This window comes from Aquitalea magnusonii, assembly GCF_002217795.2.
Classification (GTDB): Bacteria; Pseudomonadota; Gammaproteobacteria; order Burkholderiales; family Chromobacteriaceae; genus Aquitalea; species Aquitalea magnusonii_B.
Window position 1 is genome coordinate 2,263,839 of sequence record NZ_AP018823.1, and the last position, 18,366, is coordinate 2,282,204.

General features: G+C 57.9%; 17 protein-coding genes. 13 read left to right on the plus strand and 4 right to left on the minus strand.

All coding sequences use genetic code 11. The features are described 5' to 3' along the window. Positions 1-3 precede the first annotated feature (3 nt). From DLM_RS10830 to DLM_RS10860, 8 genes are all read left to right on the plus strand, one after another. The gene (locus tag DLM_RS10830; protein ID WP_089083774.1) at positions 4-630 is read left to right on the plus strand and encodes an NIPSNAP family protein; all 627 of its coding nucleotides are present in this window, start codon (positions 4-6) and stop codon (positions 628-630) included. Between the two features lie 263 nt (positions 631-893). Beyond that, on the plus strand, positions 894-3,527 hold the full coding sequence (locus tag DLM_RS10835) for a type VI secretion system Vgr family protein (RefSeq protein ID WP_119313235.1): 2,634 nt from the start codon (positions 894-896) through the stop codon (positions 3,525-3,527). Between the two features lie 12 nt (positions 3,528-3,539). Then, complete coding sequence (locus DLM_RS10840; RefSeq protein WP_119313236.1) at positions 3,540-5,678, plus strand: peptidoglycan DD-metalloendopeptidase family protein; 2,139 nt, start codon at positions 3,540-3,542, stop codon at positions 5,676-5,678. Then, positions 5,662-6,219 carry a hypothetical protein gene (locus DLM_RS23045; protein WP_145985832.1) on the plus strand — a complete coding sequence of 186 codons (558 nt, stop codon included), beginning with the start codon at positions 5,662-5,664 and terminating at the stop codon, positions 6,217-6,219. Before DLM_RS10840 ends, DLM_RS23045 begins: the two co-directional genes overlap by 17 nt. A 270-nt stretch (positions 6,220-6,489) precedes the next feature. Further along, positions 6,490-6,981, plus strand: a complete 492-nt coding sequence (locus DLM_RS10845; RefSeq protein WP_089083872.1) for a hypothetical protein — start codon at positions 6,490-6,492, stop codon at positions 6,979-6,981. A gap of 56 nt (positions 6,982-7,037) precedes the next feature. Continuing rightward, positions 7,038-7,493 (plus strand): hypothetical protein, encoded by a 456-nt coding sequence (locus DLM_RS10850; protein ID WP_089083871.1) that lies wholly within the window; start codon positions 7,038-7,040, stop codon positions 7,491-7,493. Beyond that, positions 7,490-8,251: a DUF3304 domain-containing protein gene (locus tag DLM_RS10855; protein WP_089083870.1), complete on the plus strand. Its 762-nt coding sequence runs from the start codon at positions 7,490-7,492 to the stop codon at positions 8,249-8,251. The genes DLM_RS10850 and DLM_RS10855 overlap by 4 nt, the downstream gene beginning before the upstream one ends. Before the next feature lie 79 nt (positions 8,252-8,330). Continuing rightward, the gene (locus DLM_RS10860; protein ID WP_089083869.1) at positions 8,331-8,618 is read left to right on the plus strand and encodes a hypothetical protein; all 288 of its coding nucleotides are present in this window, start codon (positions 8,331-8,333) and stop codon (positions 8,616-8,618) included. A gap of 164 nt (positions 8,619-8,782) precedes the next feature. Here DLM_RS10860 and DLM_RS10865 read toward each other — a convergent pair whose 3' ends face one another. After that, positions 8,783-10,708, minus strand: coding sequence for a bifunctional sugar phosphate isomerase/epimerase/4-hydroxyphenylpyruvate dioxygenase family protein (locus DLM_RS10865; RefSeq protein WP_089083874.1), 1,926 nt, complete (start codon positions 10,706-10,708; stop codon positions 8,783-8,785). A gap of 235 nt (positions 10,709-10,943) precedes the next feature. Between DLM_RS10865 and DLM_RS10870 the strand changes: the two genes are divergently transcribed. The 3 genes from DLM_RS10870 to DLM_RS10880 all read left to right on the plus strand — a co-directional run bounded on the left by DLM_RS10870 (position 10,944) and on the right by DLM_RS10880 (position 13,568). Then, on the plus strand, positions 10,944-11,807 hold the full coding sequence (locus DLM_RS10870) for a shikimate dehydrogenase (RefSeq protein WP_089083868.1): 864 nt from the start codon (positions 10,944-10,946) through the stop codon (positions 11,805-11,807). 62 nt (positions 11,808-11,869) lie between these two features. Next, positions 11,870-12,703 carry a 4-hydroxyphenylpyruvate dioxygenase family protein gene (locus DLM_RS10875; protein WP_089083867.1) on the plus strand — a complete coding sequence of 278 codons (834 nt, stop codon included), beginning with the start codon at positions 11,870-11,872 and terminating at the stop codon, positions 12,701-12,703. 1 nt (position 12,704) lies between these two features. Further along, on the plus strand, positions 12,705-13,568 hold the full coding sequence (locus tag DLM_RS10880; protein WP_089083866.1) for a sugar phosphate isomerase/epimerase family protein: 864 nt from the start codon (positions 12,705-12,707) through the stop codon (positions 13,566-13,568). Positions 13,569-13,685: 117 nt separating this feature from the next. On the opposite strand, the gene DLM_RS10885 is transcribed toward DLM_RS10880, so the two are convergent. After that, positions 13,686-14,603: a LysR family transcriptional regulator gene (locus tag DLM_RS10885; RefSeq protein ID WP_089083865.1), complete on the minus strand. Its 918-nt coding sequence runs from the start codon at positions 14,601-14,603 to the stop codon at positions 13,686-13,688. Between the two features lie 84 nt (positions 14,604-14,687). Between DLM_RS10885 and DLM_RS10890 the strand changes: the two genes are divergently transcribed. Both DLM_RS10890 and DLM_RS10895 read left to right on the plus strand, forming a co-directional pair. Further along, complete coding sequence (locus DLM_RS10890; protein WP_045844910.1) at positions 14,688-15,038, plus strand: protocatechuate 4,5-dioxygenase subunit alpha; 351 nt, start codon at positions 14,688-14,690, stop codon at positions 15,036-15,038. Between the two features lie 2 nt (positions 15,039-15,040). Beyond that, the gene (locus DLM_RS10895) at positions 15,041-15,883 is read left to right on the plus strand and encodes a class III extradiol dioxygenase family protein (RefSeq protein WP_089083864.1); all 843 of its coding nucleotides are present in this window, start codon (positions 15,041-15,043) and stop codon (positions 15,881-15,883) included. Between the two features lie 287 nt (positions 15,884-16,170). On the opposite strand, the gene DLM_RS10900 is transcribed toward DLM_RS10895, so the two are convergent. Together DLM_RS10900 and DLM_RS10905 are read right to left on the minus strand one after the other, a co-directional pair. Beyond that, positions 16,171-17,178, minus strand: a complete 1,008-nt coding sequence (locus tag DLM_RS10900) for an aldo/keto reductase (protein WP_089083863.1) — start codon at positions 17,176-17,178, stop codon at positions 16,171-16,173. A 233-nt stretch (positions 17,179-17,411) separates the two neighbouring features. Continuing rightward, positions 17,412-18,359: a Gfo/Idh/MocA family oxidoreductase gene (locus DLM_RS10905; RefSeq protein ID WP_197715557.1), complete on the minus strand. Its 948-nt coding sequence runs from the start codon at positions 18,357-18,359 to the stop codon at positions 17,412-17,414. Positions 18,360-18,366: the final 7 nt, after the last annotated feature.

Here is an 18,366-nt window from a genome sequence, read left to right on the forward strand (position 1 = left end):
ACCATGTACTACGAACTCGCCACCCTCACCCTGCCCTTTGGCACCACCGCCCAGGCTGCCCAGAACGTACAGGCCTACACCAGCGATGCCGCCGCCGGCGGCGAACTGCTGGGCTGCTGGTATAGCGATATCGGCCAGCTCAACCAGCTGCTGGTTTTGCGCGGTTTTGACAGCCTGGCCGCACTGGAAGCCGAGCAGCAACGCACCCGCCTGAGCGCCGACCCCTACGGCTGCGGCAGCCTCGCCACCAGCATCGACCGGCAGGCGTATCAGGCCTTCCCGTGGATGGCCCCGCTGCGCCCCAGCAGCGAAAGCGGCATCAGCGGCCCGGTGTATGAAATCCGTACCTACGGCATCAAGACCGGCGGCCTGCAGCACACCATGGACCTGTGGCAGGAATACCTGCCGCCGCGCAGCGCCCTGTCGCCCTGCCTGGTGGCCATGTTCGCCCTGCAAGGCCCGCTGCGCTTTACCAATATCTGGGCCTACGCCAGCGTGGACGAACGCAGCCGCATCCGTGGCGAAGCCGTCGCCGCCGGCATCTGGCCGCCCAAGGGTGGCCCGGCCTGGCTCACCACCGACATGCACTCCACCATTGCCCTGCCCACCGCCGTATCGCCGCTAAAATAAGTAGCGCTCACCAAAACCTGCTGCTGCGCGGCATCTTCTTGCCCAAGGGATGCTGCGCTCTTGCTAGCCACGGTTAAGTCGAGCAGCGCAGTCTATCCCTCCACTCAGTCGCGACCACGCAGCCCCTTTAGCGGCGCCGCGTGGCATCCGTAGAACTACGCATTCATGCCATTCAGCCTTGTTCGATCCATGCTGAAGGCATAAGCTGTTGAACTTTCAACAGAATGTGATGATTCACGTCAGCCGACGTGATAGCCCGCACCATGGATTTCTCCTCCCTGCTCGCCAGCTTCGCCGCCGCCTTTTCCCAGCACCAGCGTCTGCTCACCCTGCAGCTGGATGGCGGGCAGATCGCCGCCGAGCAGTTATTGCCACACACGCTGGACGGCAGCGAGGGCGTGTCGGAGGCCTATCGCTATCAGCTCAGTTGTTTGTCGCCGGATGGCAATATCGAGCTCAAGTCGCTGCTCGGTGTGGCCGCCCGCCTGGGGGTGCTGGATGCCGATGGCAGCCAGGTGGTGCGTTGCGGGGTGGTGTCACGGGCCGAGTTGCTGGGTTCGGATGGCGGTTTTGCCAAGTACGGCCTCACCATCGAGCCGCCGTTTGCGCTGCTGCGGCTGCGTCGTACGTCGCGGGTGTTTCAGGACTTGTCGGTGCCGGACATCGTCAAGCAGATCCTGGCCGAGCATCAGGCCAATAATCCGGTGTTTGCCCAGGTACAGACGCTGGAGTTTCACACTGCCTCCGCCAACCCGCGCAGTTACTGTTTGCAATACCGCGAGAGCGATTTCGACTTCATCGTGCGCCTGCTGCACGAAGAGGGTTACGCCTGGCGTTTCGAGCATGTCGATGGTGAGCATCCGCAGGTCAAGCTGGTGGTGTTTGATGATGCGTACAGCCTGCCGCCCGCCGCCAGTGAGCGGGTGCGCTTTCACCGCAGCGATGCCACCGAGGAAGAAGACGGCCTGACGGATTGGAGCGCCGCCCGTCAGGTGGTGTCCGGTGCGGTGGCGCTGGCCAGTTTCGATTACCAGCCGGTGAGCACCCAGCACAGCGGCGATCAGAGCCGCATCCAGCAAGGCCGCAGTGGCGATGCCTTGCAATCCACCCTGCAGGATTACGACCCGCAGTCGCTGTACTACGCCAGCGATGCCGAGCAACTGAGTCAGTATGCGCAGCGGCGTCAGCAGGCGCACGATGTGCAGGCCAAGCAATTCTCTGGCAGCGGCTCAGTACGCAGCCTGCTCGCTGGCCAATGGTTCCGCCTGGATGAACATCCGCTGCACGAGGGCGACAGCAGCGAGCAGCGTGAATTCGTGGTCACCGGCCAAACCTTCCGTGCCAACAACAATCTGCCGGGTGATCTGGCCAGCAGCCTGCGCGGCTTGCTGGGAGATAGCAGCACATCAAACGACAGCCAGAACAGCAGCCCCTTCCAGACCCAGATCACCGCCCAGCGCCGCGGCATTCCGCTCACCCCGGCTTATGCCCACAGCACGCAGGCCAAGCCGACATCTAAAGGTGTACAGACCGCCACCGTGGTGGGGCCCGAGGGGGAAGAAGTCCACACCGACGAGTTGGGCCGCATCAAGGTGCAGTTCCACTGGCAGCGGCCAGACGAACACCCCGGCAGCGGCGCCAATCTGGACGACCGCTCCTCCTGCTGGCTGCGCGTGGCCATGCCCAGCGCCGGGGCCGGCTGGGGCCACCAGTTCATCCCGCGCATCGGCCAGGAAGTGCTGGTCGACTTTATCGAAGGCGATATCGACCGCCCGGTGATTGTTGGCGTGCTGTACAACGGCAGCCACGCCACCCCGGCCTTCAGCGGTGCCGGCGCTTTGCCCGCCAACAAGACCCTGTCCGGCATCAAATCCAAAGAACACCAGGGCGGCCAGTACAACGAACTGCTGTTCGACGACACGCCCGGTGAAGTCCGCGCCAAGCTCAGTAGCGAAGCGGGCAAGACCCAGCTCAACCAGGGCTACCTCACCCACCCGCGCAGCAATGGCAAAGCCCAGCCGCGCGGCGAAGGCTTCGAACTACGCACCGACCAGCACGGCGCCATCCGCGCCGGCCACGGCCTGCTCATCAGCACCGAAGCGCAAAACGGCGCATCCGGCAAACAACTGGCGCGCGAGCATGCGCAAAGCCAGCTCGACGCCGCGCTCAGCCTCAGCCAAAGCCTGGGCGACACCGCCGCTGCACAACTGGCCGACAGCATGGAAACCGGGCCGGACGCCATCAACTCCGACAACGGCAAAGACGGCAACAAGGACAGCGGCCACCTGCAACACCACGCCGCCGCGCTCAAAGCCTGGGAAGCCGGCAGCAATACCGACAAGGAAGGCAAAACCGCCAGCAGCGGCAACAGCAGCCAGGCTGGCCAACAGCCGCTGCTCATCCTGTCCGCCCCGGCCGGCATCGCCAGCCTCACCGAACAAAGCCACACCCTCAGCGCTGGAACCAACCTCAACCTCATCGCCCAACGCGATGCCAACCACACCACCGGCCGCCGCTGGCTGCACAACGTCGGTCAGCACATCAGCCTGTTTGTGGCCGGGGTGAAGGACAAGGTGGCGCTGAAGCTGATTGCGGCGAAGGGCAAGGTGCAGGTGCAAGCGCAGAGCGATGCGATGGAACTGACGGCGGATAAGGATGTGACGATTACCTCGGCCAAGCAGAACATCAACTTGAATGGCAAGAAGGAAATTTTGCTGACCAGCGGCGGCGCTTACGTGCGGATCAAGGATGGCAAGATTGAGCTGCACGCCCCCGGAACCGTCAGCTTCAAGGGGGGTAGCCATGACTGGAGCGGGCCGGACAGCATGAATATTCCGATACCGACGCTACCAAAAGACAAATACACCCCACCCAATTCTCATCCGTTCTCGGAATAAGCGGATATCAGCATGATCATCAGTCCCCCGATTCTTAAAACGCCCCAAGGCACGGCCACAGATGAACAGTGGCTGGCCGGTTTGATGCCCTTTAGCTCTCGCGGAGGCTTTCCTATCGCCAGCCGTATGGCCTGGCATGGTGGCCAACATATCGAGCATACCGACACAGGTGCGCATGGCGAGCCGGTTCGCGCAATTGCCGATGGCGTGGTGGTATACAAGCGAGACCCATCTCCTGATGCGGATAAGAAGCCTTTGGCCTATCAGGGCGAGACCGACAATGGCTGTGTGGTGATCAAGCACAGCACAGAAATTGGCGAGGGAACAGACGGCCAGATCGAGTACTACTCGATTTATATGCATCTCAAACAGGTCTTCGTCAAAAAGAAGCAGCCGGTATATCGCAAAGATAGCTTGGGCAGCGTAGGCAGCTGCAACGGCAACAATGCCATCCATCTGGAAATCATCTGCGACGATGCCAACCTGAAAAAAATCGTCGGTAGAAGCTCGGGCACGCTGGATATCAGCAAGGATGGCCGGGACAAGATCGTCTATGGCGATATGCATTTCTATCTACCGCCAGGCACACTATTTTTTGCTTCTATTGCATCGCCGCAAGCTCCCGCAGGCAGTGGCGCTGTCGTTCATACCTCCACTGTCCCTCTGTTTGTGACGATGCGTTTTGAACGCGGGAAATGCCTGCTCACCACTCGGCAAGAAGATACTCAACAACAGGGTGTATTCGTTGAGGTCGGCGCAGCACTAGCAGATAGCGACGACAAGTATGAGTACAGTCTTTACAGCAAAGCGACCGCCCTGGGAGATGCTTTTCATATTGCACCAAGTGCGGCTTACGAGTTGCTGCGATTTGGCCGGGTCATCAATACCGAAAATGAAACCGCTATCCCTGCTGGCTCAGTCCCACATTGGCACAAGGTCAATTACCCAGGCGGCCAAGGCTGGGTGAATCTGAATGCGGTAGGCATCAAGAAATTCAGCGATGCCGATTTCCCCCATTGGCTTGGCTGGACCTTGATTGACGATGACCCCACACCGGATAGCCAATGCAACTCCCCCATGCTTGAGAAATGGCTTACGGGAAATAGTGGAAAAAAGTTGGATAAAGGCGTGTTAGCAACTGCACTGGCCGATGCAAAAGTCCAGTCACGACTTTCACGAACAATTTGTAAATTTCCGACTGAGTGGGAAAAATCCACAATTGATACTCGATATGCTTGGCTAAAAAGTAAAAGTGACGTATTGGATGATCCAATGGATGAGAGGAAATATGCTGAATTCAAGGCGCACATTGAATCTTTATCATTTTGGGAAGAGGCTGGATTGGAGATTTCCAGTGCTCATTGGCATTTTAATCCAAGATCATTCATAACCCAATTTAAGAAAAATGGATGGTTAAGTAAAGATGAATTCTCCAAGATCTATCCCGACACTGTATACAACAAGAAAGAAACCCCAAACCCTGAAGAACTCAGAGAAAAATATCGAAACCACATTAACAGAATCGCAGCCAAATATCTAGTCGATCAATCAAAAACAAGAATGACACATTTTTACGGCCAAGGCGCTGTCGAGTCTTTTTTTCTTGCAAGAATGCAGGAGGGATCCGTGATTCCATCTCGAAACCCCAACCATCCCAGCATCTTACCTGAAACAAATGGATTCTATAATAATATAAACGATTCGTGGTATTTTAAGTATAACAACAACAAAAACCTTTCCAATGGACCCGCACCAGATGGTGTTAAATATCGCGGCCGAGGAATGAAGCAATTAACGGGGCGCTTGAATCACAACGGCTATTGGATTTACAGAGGCTGGAGAAAAGTCTCTCTAAAAACTGCCCAAGCCTGGCAAATATTAACTTATGAACAAATACCAGACATCGCAGATCCTCAGAAAATTAGCACCATCCCATTCAACTGCATTGATGCTGGAGGGTTTTATTGGGAAAGAGGAGCTAGGAAAGCAGGATATAAATCAATGAATAAAATAATAAAAGAAAATGACATATCAACGCAGGCCATTACCTCCATCTCTTTTGCCCTAAATGGTGGCAACATGGGCCTTGATGATAGAATTAAGCAAACCACTCGAATCGCAAAGGAGCTTCTGGATGCAACAAGTAAATAAATTTATTACATTATTAATTCTTCTTCCGGGACTTTCCTTTGCCAAGGGACTAATATGCATTGGCAATGTGCAATTCGCATATACAGATAAGAAATGGGCCAAAAAAAACAATCAATTAATAAGAAAAAACAGCGTTACTACACAGCATCTTATAATTAGCAATACCGACCCTAAAAATCCAGCCATAAGGCCCATATCAGAATCAGACGTCCAGGAAGGGCTTGGAGAGAAAGGGGTCTGGTATTTAGGTGGTGTGGCAGGGACCTCAGGGCCTGCCACACTAGCCATGAAAAATGGCTTTTCCATCTATGAGACAACAGACACTTGCGGCATAACTTACAAAAATGGGCCATCTGGGACTGGACTTTGCTATGTCGCACGAATAATAGGGAAAACCTCAGATATAGAAATTAACGCAGGATCCGTCTCATTTGAAGAGATAAATAAAGCAGTCGACTCCTACAAAACAAGATCAATTAAAGAGTTTAGAAAGATTGCATACTCAGCAACCATTGGCTGCCAGCAAACTCATTCAAGATAGCGCTCCATAAACCTTCTCCATAAGACACTACATCACAAAAAAGATATGCCGATCTCCAAAATTCTCATGACTTGCACGTATACATGAGAAAACTGGAAGGTGGTTTCAACAACCAAGTTAGGTGGCTATGTTTTGAGAATGGCATGATTCACTATAAATGATTAAACTACTCTGCCAAACAACTTCCAATCCATTGGAGATTAAAATTAGGCTACTTCTTGCAATGCTATTGATTTCTTTTAAAGAGTTTCAATGCAGAAGAATTAATTAATGAAGAGCATTTACAGTGTACTTTTTATCCTGCTTGCAACGGAAGTAGCGTCTGCAGAAAAAATAGAGTGTGGATATATTTTTTCCAGCGTTAAGAGTGTAAAAATAGAAAGTTGCGATAAAGATAAAATTGAGGTGATAGGTATTTCTCATCGCAGAAAGCTCAGACTAGAAGGTTCTATTATTATTTCGGAGTCAAGCGCCTACACCAATTACGATTTAAAAATTAATAACAATGATATTGAGCCATCCAATACGGGTCGATATACAACCCACATTGACATTAAGTATAGCTTGCCAACCAAATATGGTATATTACAAGCAATTCACTCTGACAAAACATTTGGAGATGGGCAATTGAATAAAAATAATATTTATTATGCATGCCTTCAGCCCGAATTCAAGAAATGCTTAATGCTGGAGGTGGATGGCCTAGTTAAAAAGAGTGATGTTGATAAAATACTTGCCAAGATGGCAGAGGCACAGTGGTAAATTTCCTGTCAGAGCTTTGGCTTTTATTCAGATCCTCAGCACTTAAGGAGAAGGCAATGACGAATAAATGGTTCCGTTCTTGTGCGCTGCTACTGGCCCTGCTGCTATCCCCACTGGCCAAGGCCGATGACTGGCTGGGAGAGTATGTCATGGTGCCGAATGAACGCATGCCGCAGCTTTATGACGCCAATGGCCAGGCGCAAACCCTGCTCACCATTATGAAGCGGGGGGAAGAATACGGGCTGGTCTCCAAGCAATTTGGCTGGGAAGAAGCCGACCCCACCAAACTGGAAACCACCGGCCAGACACTGCGTGACTGGCTGATGAATGATGCCAGCACGGTGAAATCGCAAGCACTGGTGGGTGACAAGATTGCCCTGATCAGGCTTGCCAAAGGCAGCGTCCTGAACGCCGCCAACAGACGTAGCCATGAGATGCAGAGCGATTACCTGCTGATCATCAGCATGATGGGCATGGATGTCGAGCTGGAAAAGAAACCCGCCACACCATGAATGACCAGCTGTACCGCAATATGCTGGCACGCCTCTGCAGCGCACTACTGGCTGGGGGGCTGCTCAGCAGTTGCGTGAGTCTCGGCCCAAGCCATATGGGGGTTGCGCTCACCGCCATCAACTACACCGAGGACGACTACGATGCAATCGGCATTGCCATGCCGGATGACATCAAGACATTCGAGGCGATGGACAGGGTATCCGCCTATGGTGGCAGCGGCACCATGTGCTGCGTTGCCCTGCCGGAAAAATGGCAACCCGGCATGAAGTTGGTGGTACTGACCCAGGCTGGCACCAAGGCAAAAACCTACAAGGAATGGGCATACGAAAAGATTCCCGTCATTCCCCATCAGGTGGACGTACCCCGCTATGCGACGCCAGCCCGGGTATGGATACAGATCATGTCGCCAGACAAGGTGCTGGTTACGGTGAGCAATTATTCACCGGAAAACCCCAACTGGCCGGGAGAGATCAAAGGTGGCCCCAAGCCATCGCTGGAGTATCGAAGAAAGAAATGGAATGAATTTGTTAATGATCGCAAAAAAGAAATTGCCTTACTCAAAGAATCATTAAGCAATATCGACAAAGAAGACCTAAAAGAGGCATGGGAGCTGGACTCAAAATACAATGCAAATGATGTCAAGGCACTCAAGGGAAAAGATGATCCAAATTACAGAGAATACTTAAAAAGTAAATATAAAAAATCCCTTCAATATTCCACAGAATATCTCGAATATTACATGAAGAGAAAGCCATGACATCCATTTGCCATGCACTAACTGAAACAGACATAGACCCAACTAATTTTGATGTTTTTTTCAAAAAAAGAAAAGACGCATGGTGATTACCAGCAAGGAAACCCCGGAGATTCTGGCGGGCTTGAAAGAGCTGAGTGAAAAGAAAAAAGCCAACGGCAGACTGTCAAAGGAAGAAGAAGGCTGGGTGAAATTGTACGAGGACTCCCAAGGCACCCAGGTACCCCAAACAGTCACGCCAGGGCAGGAACCATTCTTGATCGGCCCCGGCTACCTGCGCTATCGCAAAGTGTATGCCGGGGCCGACTCCGTGCTGCTGACGCGCAGGCAGCCACAAGACCCCACCCAGGCAGAAACGGCGCAGGCCTGATCACACCGGATTACGCCTGGGCATACATGTCCTTGCCTGCCATGCAGCGAACCTGAAGGCAGGCCTGCAAGGGATATGACCTCATTGCTGCAAGCCGCTGGCCATGAGAAAGGGACACCACGTGGTGTCCCTTTTTACTGCCATACGCTGTGGCTCATGCCCTCTTAGTCATACCAATTGCTGCGCGCCTGCTGCCGGGCGCGCGACTGAGCCTGCGCGGCCAGGCGCACCGCCACATTGGCGGCACCGTATTGCTGGTAGCCCGCGCGGCGTTGCAGCAGTTCGAAGAAGAAGCGGTCTTCAAACTGGGCGGTGTACACATGCAGCATTTCTCCGCCTTGGGCATCTCGGTCGTACAGGATGTTGGCCGCGGCCAGGCTGGCGACAAATTCATCCGGCAGATCGAAGCGCGCGGCCAGATCGTCGTAGTAGTTACGCGGAATTTCCAGCAAGGGCACGCCGCTTTCCCGCGCCGCGGCCACCGCAGCAAAGATGTCGTCGGTAGCAAAGGCAATGTGCTGCACGCCGGAACCCCGATAGGTGGACACCGAGCGGGCAATGGCGGTATTGCGGTTTTCCGAGATATTGAGCGGAATGCGGATGCTGCCATCCGGGCTGTGCAGCACCCGGCTTTTCACCAGTCCATAGGGGTCGGGCAGCACGTGCTCGTTCTCGGCCTTGAAGCCATACACGGCGCGAAAGAACAGCATCCAGGCGTCCATCGTTTCCTCCGGCAGGCCCAGCGCGAAGTGGTCGATGCCGGTGAGCAGGCCTTGCTTGCCTGCGGCACCCGGCAGCATGTCGAAGTCGGACTGGTAAATGCTGCTGCCGTCCGCGCCGGGGTCCACCAGGTATTGCAGGCTGCCATCCGGCGCACGCACAGCGGGAATCTGCCGCTCGTTGGGGCCGACGCGGCTTTCAAACGAGCGGGCGCGATACTGCTTGGCGCGTTGCAGGGCCTGGGCGCTGTCATTCACCCGGAAGGCGGATGCGCACAGCGACGGGCCATGTGCCACGAAAAAGGCATGGGCGAAGGAGTCCGGCTCCGAGTTGAGAATCAGGTTGATGCCCCCCTGACGGTACAGGTTGACGCTCTTGGATTTGTGCTGCCCGGCATGGGCAAAGCCCAGTTTGCCGAACCAGCGCGCCAGGCGGCTGGCGGCGGCCTCGTCCACGGCGAATTCCAGAAACTCCACCCCGTCGTACTGCGGCTGCGGTGCTGGGACAAACAACTGCGGCAGTACGGCGGCGGCACTGGGTTCCGCGCTGGCGGCCAGTCGGGCGCGGGTGCTTTCTTCCAGATACAGCAAGCCACGGCGGCCGTCTGCCGCAGTACCGCCGGTGGGTGCCGCGCGGAAACCGTCGTTGAAAATTTCCAGACTCAGCGGGCCCTGATAGCCGCTTTGCAGGATGGGACCGAGGAAAGCAGGCAGGTCGAACTCGCCCTGACCGGGGAAGCAGCGGAAATGGCGGCTCCACTCCAGCACGTCCATATTGAGGATGGGCGCATCGGCCAGTTGCAGGAATACGATCTTGTCGCCCGGAATTTCCGTCAGGCGCGACAGGTCGTCCTTGATCGACAGGGTGTGGAAGCTGTCCAGAATCACGCCCAGATTGGGGTGGTCCACCGTTTTGACGATGTCCCACACCTGACGGTAGGAATTCACATGCTGGCCCCAGGCCAGCGCCTCGTAACCCACCAGCACTTCATGCCTTGCCGCCAGCTCGGCCAGCTGGTGCAGGTCGTCGGCAAGCACCGCGTTATCGCGGATCACATCCGGCTGCACATTGCTGCACACCAGGATGCGGTCTGTTCCCAGCTCGTGCATCAGCTCGAACTTGCGTTCGGCCCGTTCCAGATTGTGTTGCAGACGGTCGCGGCGGCAGCCTTCGAAGTCGCGGAAAGGCTGGAACAGCATGATCTGCAATCCCAGCTCCTGACACAGGCGGCGCACATCCCGTGGCGAACCGTCGAAATACAGCAGGTCGTTTTCAAAGATTTCTACGCCCTGAAAGCCGGCAGCGGCAATCGCCTCCAGTTTCTCGGGTAGGGTTCCGCTCAGAGAAACGGTGGCAATACAGTGTTGCATGGTGGTCATCCTCAATGGGGAAACTGGCGCTGGCGGCGCACCGCTCTGGGTTTGAGTCCTGGTCTGGCGATGCTGCCGGTTTACTTATTTCGTACCAAAAGGTACATTTCAATCTTAGCGTGAAAATTTTCACTGCACCAGTGCGTTTCCCTGTTCCCGCCATCCCGCACACGGCCTATGCCGTGTGCGGGGTGCATGCCGCCCGCCGCGGCAATCAAGCAAAAAAGACCAACACATGTCTGCATCCACCTCCGCTGCCAGCACGCTGTTGCTGGGCCTGATCGGCCAAAGCATCCAGGGCTCGCGCTCGCCACAGCTACACGAAGAAGAAGCCCGCCAGCTGGGCCTGCGCTGTCTGTATCAATTACACGACCTGCCGCAGGACACCAGCGCTGCGGGGCTGGACACGCTGCTGACCGCCATGCAGACCGTGGGCTATGCCGGCTGCAACATCACCCATCCGTTCAAGCAAACCGTGCTGGCCTGTCTGGACAGCCTGTCGGACGATGCCGCCGCCATTGGCGCGGTGAATACCGTGCAGTTGCGTGATGGCAAACGCATTGGCCACAACACCGACTGGTGGGGCTTTGCCCAGTCCTTCCAGCAGCAATGGCCGCAGGCCAGGCTGGACAAGGTGGTGCAACTGGGCGCGGGCGGTGCCGGTGCCGCCGTAGCCCATGCCATCCTCACCCTGGGTGCGCAAAGACTGGCACTACACGATGCCGACCCGGCGCGCGCCAGCGCACTGGCGGCACGGCTGAACCAGCGCTTTGGTGCCGGGCGGGTGGTGGTGGCCGACGATGTGGCCGGAGAACTGGCCGCTGCCGACGGCCTGATCCAGGCCACGCCGATTGGCATGCAAGGCCACCCCGGCCTGCCGCTGCCAGTGGAATGGCTGCATCCGGCCTTGTGGGTGGCCGACGTGATTTACTTCCCGCGCGAAACCGCCTTGCTCAAGGCGGCAAAGGCGCTGGGCTGCGCTACCATGAATGGCGGCGGCATGGTGGTGTATCAGGCTGCGGGCGCATTCCGCCTGTTCAGCGGCCTGAACCCGGATGCCCAGCGCATGGCCCGGCATTTTGCCAGCCTCAGCGACTGAAGCTGACAGATTGAACCGGCAAGCTCTTGTTGAACCCGCAGCCCTTACCAGACAGGTTCCCCATGTCCGACACCCTTCCCTTTAGCAGCCGGCCCAACCCCATGGGCACGGACGGCATCGAATTTGTTGAATTTGCCACCACCGACCCGACAGCCCTTGGCCAACTGCTGCAGGCCATGGGTTTTCGCTGTACCGCCCGGCACCGTTCCAAACAGGTGCTGTTGTACCGTCAGGGCGATATCAACTTCATCGTCAATGCCGAGCCGGACAGCTTTGCCCAGCATTACGCGCAGCAGCGCGGCCACAGCATTTGCGCCATTGCGCTGCGGGTGAAGGATGCACGCGCAGCCACCTTGCGCGCCCGCGAACTGGGGGCATGGGAAGTGGATATGGGCACCGGGGTGATGGAATTACACATTCCGGCCTTCCAGGGTGTGGGCGGTTCGCTGCTGTATCTGGTAGACCGCTATGGCGAGCACTCCATTTACGATGTGGACTTCCTGCCGCTGAACGCGGATAGCCAGGCTACGGATGCCGGGCTGAGCCGCATCAGCCTGCTGACCCAGAGCGTACCGTTGGAGCGCATTGGTGACTGGCAGGACTTCTACCAGCACCTGTTCGGTTTTGAGCAAACCACTGCAGCCGATACCACGGACAGCCGCCTGCTGCTAAGCCCCTGCGGCAAGATCCAGCTGCGCTTGCAGGCCGCCGTGCTGGAGCATGGCATTAGCGAGGGCATGACCGGTGTCACGCTGGCCAGCCATGACATGGCCCTCACCCGCCAGCAGCTGCAACAACAGGGGCTGGGCCTGTCCGGCCCGCAACAACTGGTGCGGCACGCGCTGGAGCATGCCGGCTTGCTGCAATTTGCCATCAGCAAGGAACAGGGGAACTGACATGGACGCCAGCCGCTTTGCCATTGATACCGCCCCCTTGCAGGGCAAGCTGCAAGACAAGCTGCAGGCCATGTCCGCCGCCGGTTTCTCCCGCCTCACGCTGTGGGCGCAGGACCTGATGAACGAACAGGAAGGCGGCCTGGCACAAACCGTGCGCACGGTGCGCCACAGCGGCATGAAGGTGATCGGCTTCGAGGCGCTGCGCGACTTCGAAGGCATGAGCGGCCGCTTTCTGGAATACAAGATAGACCTGGCCAAAACCATGATGCGCATGATGCAGCAGGTGGGCGCGGAGCTGCTGGTGGTATCGGCCACCACCTCGCCCAATGCGGTGGGCGACCTGGAAACCACCGCCGCCCATCTGCGCCTGCTGTCCACGCTGGCAACGCCCCTGGGCATCCGCATCGGCTTCGAGCCGCTGGCCTGGGGCCGTTATGTACACGACTACCACGCGGCATGGCAGGTGGTGGAAATGGTGAACCGGCAGAACGTGGGCCTGGTGCTGGACAGCTTCCACCTGTTTGCCCGTGGCATCCCGCTGGACGACCTGTACCGCATCCCCATGCACAAGCTGTTTCTGGTGCAGTTGTCCGATGCCATGAGCGACTACCTGCCGCTGCTGGAAGAAATGGTGCATATCTCGCGCCACCAGCGCTCCTTCCCCGGCGAGGGAGTACACAGCATGGCGGTGGTGGACATGCTGGTGCGGCTGGAAATGGCCGGTTATCAGGGCAATTACGCCTTTGAAGTGGCCAATGACGAATTTCTTAGCCAGGACGCGCACAGTGTGGCCAGCCGCGCCGCCCGTTCGGTGGACTGGCTGTGCCGCACCGTCAGCCAGCGCCTGCAGGACAGCGGCTGCTAAGCGCGGCTGACAAAACCCCTGCTGCAGCCTTGCGCCTCCTTGCCATACATTTATGTACTGTCGGCGTCGGCGCGCCTTGCCTCAGGGACGCTACGCTATTTTGTTAGCCGCTCTGTATCATCGCGGCAGTTGCGCCGCCAGCGCCTGCTGCGTCACCTGCTCCAGCCGCTGGCGCAACCAGATGTGCAGCGGGTCGTGGCGATGGCGCTGGTGCCATACCAGATACATCGGCATGTCCGGGCAAGAGAGCGGCGGCGCACAACTGGCCAGCCCCGCCAGCAGGTTGCTGGCCAGCAAGCCCGGCAAAGTAGCCAGCCGGCAACTGCCCTGCACAAAAGGTGCGATGCCGGCAAAACCCGGTAGCCAGGCGGCAATGCGCCGCCTTACCCCCTGCCCGGCCAGAAAATCATCAATATCCAGCATGCGCGGTGGCGTATAGCCCACCGTAACATGCTCGGCCGCCAGATAGTCGTCCAGACTGGCCGGTGCCGCACGGCAGCCTGCGTCGTAAAACACCCGGTAGTGGTCGGCAAACAGCCGCTTTTGCACGATGTCGCTGCCATCCGGCGGGCGCGGGGTGATCACCAGATCGCACTCATCACTGCGCAGCATCTCCACAGAGGGGATGCCGGAGGGCAACACTCGCAGCGACACGCCCGGCGCTTCGGCCTGCAACAGCCCCAGCAGGCGCGGCAGCAGCAAATCCCGTTGCAAATCGTTGGCGGCAATGCTGATGGTGCGCTGCAAACGGGCCGGATCAAAACTGGCGGCACTGACAAAGCGGCGCATGTCTTCCAGCAGGCTGCGCGCGTGCTGGGCCAGCGCCTCGGCCCGTACCGTGGGCGAGATGCCGCGGCCGGACTTCACAAACAGCGGGTCGTCCACAATCAGCCGCAGCTTGTCCAGCGCATGACTGACCGCCGACTGGGTCATGTCCAGCCGCTCTGCCGCACGGGTGACCGAGCGCTCCTCCATCACCGTCAGCAGTAATTGCAGCAGCCGGCCATCCAGCTGCAAATGATCGAAATTTTTCATCTATGCCATCCGGTTTACCGCATTTATCTCCATACCGCAAACAGGGACACTGAACTCACCAGAATCAACAAGGGAGAACAAGTGATGGCGGAGCAACAACGCGTTTCCATTCCGGGAACCACCCTGTTTGACGACATTCAGGCGCAGAAGGGTTATGCCCTCAACAAGATGTGCTTTTCCTTCAACGACAAGGCCAACCGCGACGCCTTCAAGGCCGACGAAGCCGCCTACTGCGCCCGCTTCGGCCTGACCGCGCCGCAACTGGCTGCGGTGCAAAGCCGCAATGTGCTGCAACTGATTGCCGCTGGCGGCAATGTTTACTACCTGGCCAAGTTTGCCGGCATCTTCGGCCTGGACGTGCAGGACATCGGTGCCCAGCAAACCGGCATGAGCAAAGACGAATTCAAACAGAAACTCCTGAACGCGGGACAATAATCATGGCAAAAATCGTAGGCAGCATCGTTACCTCCCACGTTCCGGCCATCGGCCGTGCCATTGCCGGCAATCTGCAGAACGAACCGTACTGGAAGCCGTTTTTCGACGCCTTCCCGCCCATCCATCGCTGGCTGGACGAAGTGAAACCCGACGTTGCCGTGGTGGTGTACAACGACCACGGCCTGAATTTCTTCCTGGACAAGATGCCCACCTTCTCGGTAGGTGCCGCGCCGGAATACCGCAATGCCGACGAAGGCTGGGGCATTCCCACCCTGCCGCCGTTTACTGGTGACACCGAGCTGTCCTGGCACCTGATCAATCAGCTGGTGAACAAGGAGTTCGACCTCACCACCTGTCAGGAAATGCTGGTGGACCATGCCTTCACCCTGCCCTTGAAACTGCTGTGGCCGCAAGAAGGCGCCTGCCCGATCAAGGTGGTGCCGGTGTGCATCAACACCGTGCAGTTCCCCATTCCCTCGGCCAGCCGCTGCTACAAGCTGGGCGAGGCCATTGGCGAAGCCATCAGCGCCTGGGATTCCGACGCCCGCGTGGTGGTGATCGGCACCGGCGGCCTGTCGCATCAGCTGGATGGCGAACGCGCCGGTTTCATCAACAAGCCCTTCGACCTGCAATTCATGCAAAGCCTGGTGGACAAGCCCAAATGGGCCACCCAGTACACGGTGGAGCAACTGGTGGAGCATACCGGCTCGCAAGGCATCGAGCTGCTGATGTGGCTGGCTGCCCGCGCCACCATCAAGGGCGATGTGCGCGCGCTGCAAAACACCTACCATCTGCCGATTTCCAACACCGCTGCCGGTGTGATGTTGCTGGAACCGCTTGCCTGAGGACCGCGCGCCTGCAGCCATCTCTGACGGGCGGCAGGCCGCAAACCCATACACTGTTTGTCAGCACCATCTCCTCCTTCGCTGAACACCCGGCCTTGTGCCGGGATTTTTTTGCCCCTTCCCTGCCAATTGAAGAAGGAAGCCTCGCCTTCTTGATAAAAGGCGAGATATCGCAGGCGATTGCAGGCGGCGGCTTTGCAGGCAAAAAAAGGCCGACAGGAACACCCCGTCGGCATGGGTTCACACCCCAGATGGAAGCAATGGTGTGGTCATCTCCTGCCCGGCTATCAGGCTGGCTGAACAGAAACGCCAAATTCCTCGGTGTCGATTTCCTGCTGGGTGGCGGCGTTGTAGCGCGCACCGCTCACCGTGTTTTCATTGACAATGGCGTCCAGACGGGTCAGCACTTCCATGTCCAGCGTCACTGTGTCGGCCGACAGGTTTTCCTGCAGATGGCGGAGATTGCTGGTGCCTGGAATCGGAATCACCTGTTCGCTTTGTGCCAGCAGCCAGCCCATGGCCAGTTGGGCCAGGGTAAAGCCGGTTTCGGTGGCCAGCCCCTGCAATGCATCCAACAGGCGCAGGTTGCGGCTAAAGTGTTCGGCCTGGAAGCGCGGCATGGCGCGGCGGATGTCGTTGGCAGCAAAGCCGGACGGGTCACGCACGCCACCGGCCAGGAAACCACGGCCCAGCGGGCTGAAGGCTACCAGGGCCACGTTCTGGGCGCGGCAGGCATCCAGCAGCGCGATTTCCGGATTGCGCGTCCACAGCGAATATTCACTTTGCACCGCGGCAATCGGGTGTACCGCCTGGGCGCGGGCCAGCGTGGCGGCGGAAACCTCGGACAGGCCGATGCTGCGGATCTTGCCCGCGGCCACCAGATCAGCCAGCGCGCCAACCGAATCCTCAATCGGCACCTGGCGGTCCCAGCGGTGCAGGTAGTAGAGGTCAATCACATCGGTTTGCAGGCGGCGCAGGCTGTCCTCGCAGGTCTGGCGCAGGGTGTCCGGCCTGCCGTCTATCACCCGTTTGCCTTCCACCCCGGTCATGCCGCACTTGCTGGTGAGCACAATCTGCTGACGATGCGGCTTTAATACTCGCCCCACCAGCTCTTCATTGGCACCAAAACCGTACAGCGCGGCGGTATCAAACAGGGTGACGCCCGCATCCAGCGCTGCCAGCAATACCTGGCCGCCCTGCTCGGCAGACGGTGGCACGCCATAGGCGTGACTGAGATTCATGCAGCCAAGGCCGATGGCAGAAACGGTAAACGGGCCAAGCTGTCGCTGTTTCATGGAACTGTCCTTGCACTGTCTGACGGGGACCCTGCAACAAAAAGACAAGGTCAGCCGGTTTGCAACAAACCGGACTGCCTTGTTCAGGAGGGTCGCTTACAAAGGGATTGCAAAAGAAACTTATCAAGAGCCGCTAAAAAAAAGCAAAGCGTGCTGGGGCAAGGCGCGCCAACGCAAACAGTACACAAAGTACGGCAAGGAGGCGCAACGCAGCACTAGGTTTTTCAGCAGCTCTAAACCAACTGCTGCTCCAGCGCATGCAGCACCTGATAGCACGGCAATACTTGGCGCAGGCTGGAGTTGGGCTCACGGCCTTCGCGAATGGCGGCAAAGAATTCGCGGTCTTGCAGCTCGATGCCGTTCATCGACACGGCCACATGCGATACGTCGATCTTCTCTTCCTTGCCGTTGAACAGGTCGTCGTAGCGGGCAATATAGGTGCCGGTGTCGCCGATGTAACGGAAGAAAGTCCCCAGCGGGCCGTCATTGTTGAACGACAGGCTGAGCGTGCAGATGGCACCGTTGGCGGCCTTCAGTTGGATGGACATATCCATGGCGATGCCCAGTTCCGGGTGAATCGGCCCCTGGATGGCATTGGCCTTCACGATGGGGCTGCCAGCCTGATAGGCAAACAGGTCCACGGTGTGGGCGGCGTGGTGCCACAGCAGGTGGTCGGTCCAGCTGCGCGGCTGGCCCAGCGCATTCATATTGGTGCGGCGGAAGAAATAGGTTTGCACATCCATCTGCTGGATGTTGAATTCCCCGGCGGTAATCTTGTTGTGTACCCACTGGTGGCTGGGGTTGAAGCGGCGGGTGTGGCCGCACATGGCCACCAGGCCGGTTTCCTGTTGCAGCGCGGCGGCGGCTTCGGCACCGGCCAGGCTGTCGGCCAGCGGAATTTCCACCTGCACGTGCTTGCCAGCCTTGAGGCAGGCGGCGGTTTGCCCGGCGTGCATCTGGGTGGGCGTACACAGGATGACAGCGTCCACTTCCTTGATGGCCAGGGTTTCGTTCAGGTCATCCGTGACATGGGCCACGCCGTATTTGTCCGCCACTTCGCGGGTTTTGGCCAGGTCGCGGCCAATCAGCGAGACCACTTCCACATCGGCAATATTCTTGATGCCGTCCAGATGCTTGATGCCGAACGCGCCTGCGCCAGCCAGTGCTACTTTGATTGTCATGACAGGG

Excerpts from the sequence above, each read along its gene's own strand:
- DLM_RS10830 (WP_089083774.1), top strand. The coding sequence starts at position 4 with ATGTACTACGAACTCGCCACCCTCACCCTGCCCTTTGGCACCACCGCC.
- DLM_RS10835 (WP_119313235.1), top strand. The coding sequence starts at position 894 with ATGGATTTCTCCTCCCTGCTCGCCAGCTTCGCCGCCGCCTTTTCCCAG.
- DLM_RS10840 (WP_119313236.1), top strand. The coding sequence starts at position 3,540 with ATGATCATCAGTCCCCCGATTCTTAAAACGCCCCAAGGCACGGCCACA.
- DLM_RS23045 (WP_145985832.1), top strand. The coding sequence starts at position 5,662 with ATGCAACAAGTAAATAAATTTATTACATTATTAATTCTTCTTCCGGGA.
- DLM_RS10845 (WP_089083872.1), top strand. The coding sequence starts at position 6,490 with ATGAAGAGCATTTACAGTGTACTTTTTATCCTGCTTGCAACGGAAGTA.
- DLM_RS10850 (WP_089083871.1), top strand. The coding sequence starts at position 7,038 with ATGACGAATAAATGGTTCCGTTCTTGTGCGCTGCTACTGGCCCTGCTG.
- DLM_RS10855 (WP_089083870.1), top strand. The coding sequence starts at position 7,490 with ATGAATGACCAGCTGTACCGCAATATGCTGGCACGCCTCTGCAGCGCA.
- DLM_RS10860 (WP_089083869.1), top strand. The coding sequence starts at position 8,331 with ATGGTGATTACCAGCAAGGAAACCCCGGAGATTCTGGCGGGCTTGAAA.
- DLM_RS10865 (WP_089083874.1), bottom strand. The coding sequence starts at position 10,708 with ATGCAACACTGTATTGCCACCGTTTCTCTGAGCGGAACCCTACCCGAG.
- DLM_RS10870 (WP_089083868.1), top strand. The coding sequence starts at position 10,944 with ATGTCTGCATCCACCTCCGCTGCCAGCACGCTGTTGCTGGGCCTGATC.
- DLM_RS10875 (WP_089083867.1), top strand. The coding sequence starts at position 11,870 with ATGTCCGACACCCTTCCCTTTAGCAGCCGGCCCAACCCCATGGGCACG.
- DLM_RS10880 (WP_089083866.1), top strand. The coding sequence starts at position 12,705 with ATGGACGCCAGCCGCTTTGCCATTGATACCGCCCCCTTGCAGGGCAAG.
- DLM_RS10885 (WP_089083865.1), bottom strand. The coding sequence starts at position 14,603 with ATGAAAAATTTCGATCATTTGCAGCTGGATGGCCGGCTGCTGCAATTA.
- DLM_RS10890 (WP_045844910.1), top strand. The coding sequence starts at position 14,688 with ATGGCGGAGCAACAACGCGTTTCCATTCCGGGAACCACCCTGTTTGAC.
- DLM_RS10895 (WP_089083864.1), top strand. The coding sequence starts at position 15,041 with ATGGCAAAAATCGTAGGCAGCATCGTTACCTCCCACGTTCCGGCCATC.
- DLM_RS10900 (WP_089083863.1), bottom strand. The coding sequence starts at position 17,178 with ATGAAACAGCGACAGCTTGGCCCGTTTACCGTTTCTGCCATCGGCCTT.
- DLM_RS10905 (WP_197715557.1), bottom strand. The coding sequence starts at position 18,359 with ATGACAATCAAAGTAGCACTGGCTGGCGCAGGCGCGTTCGGCATCAAG.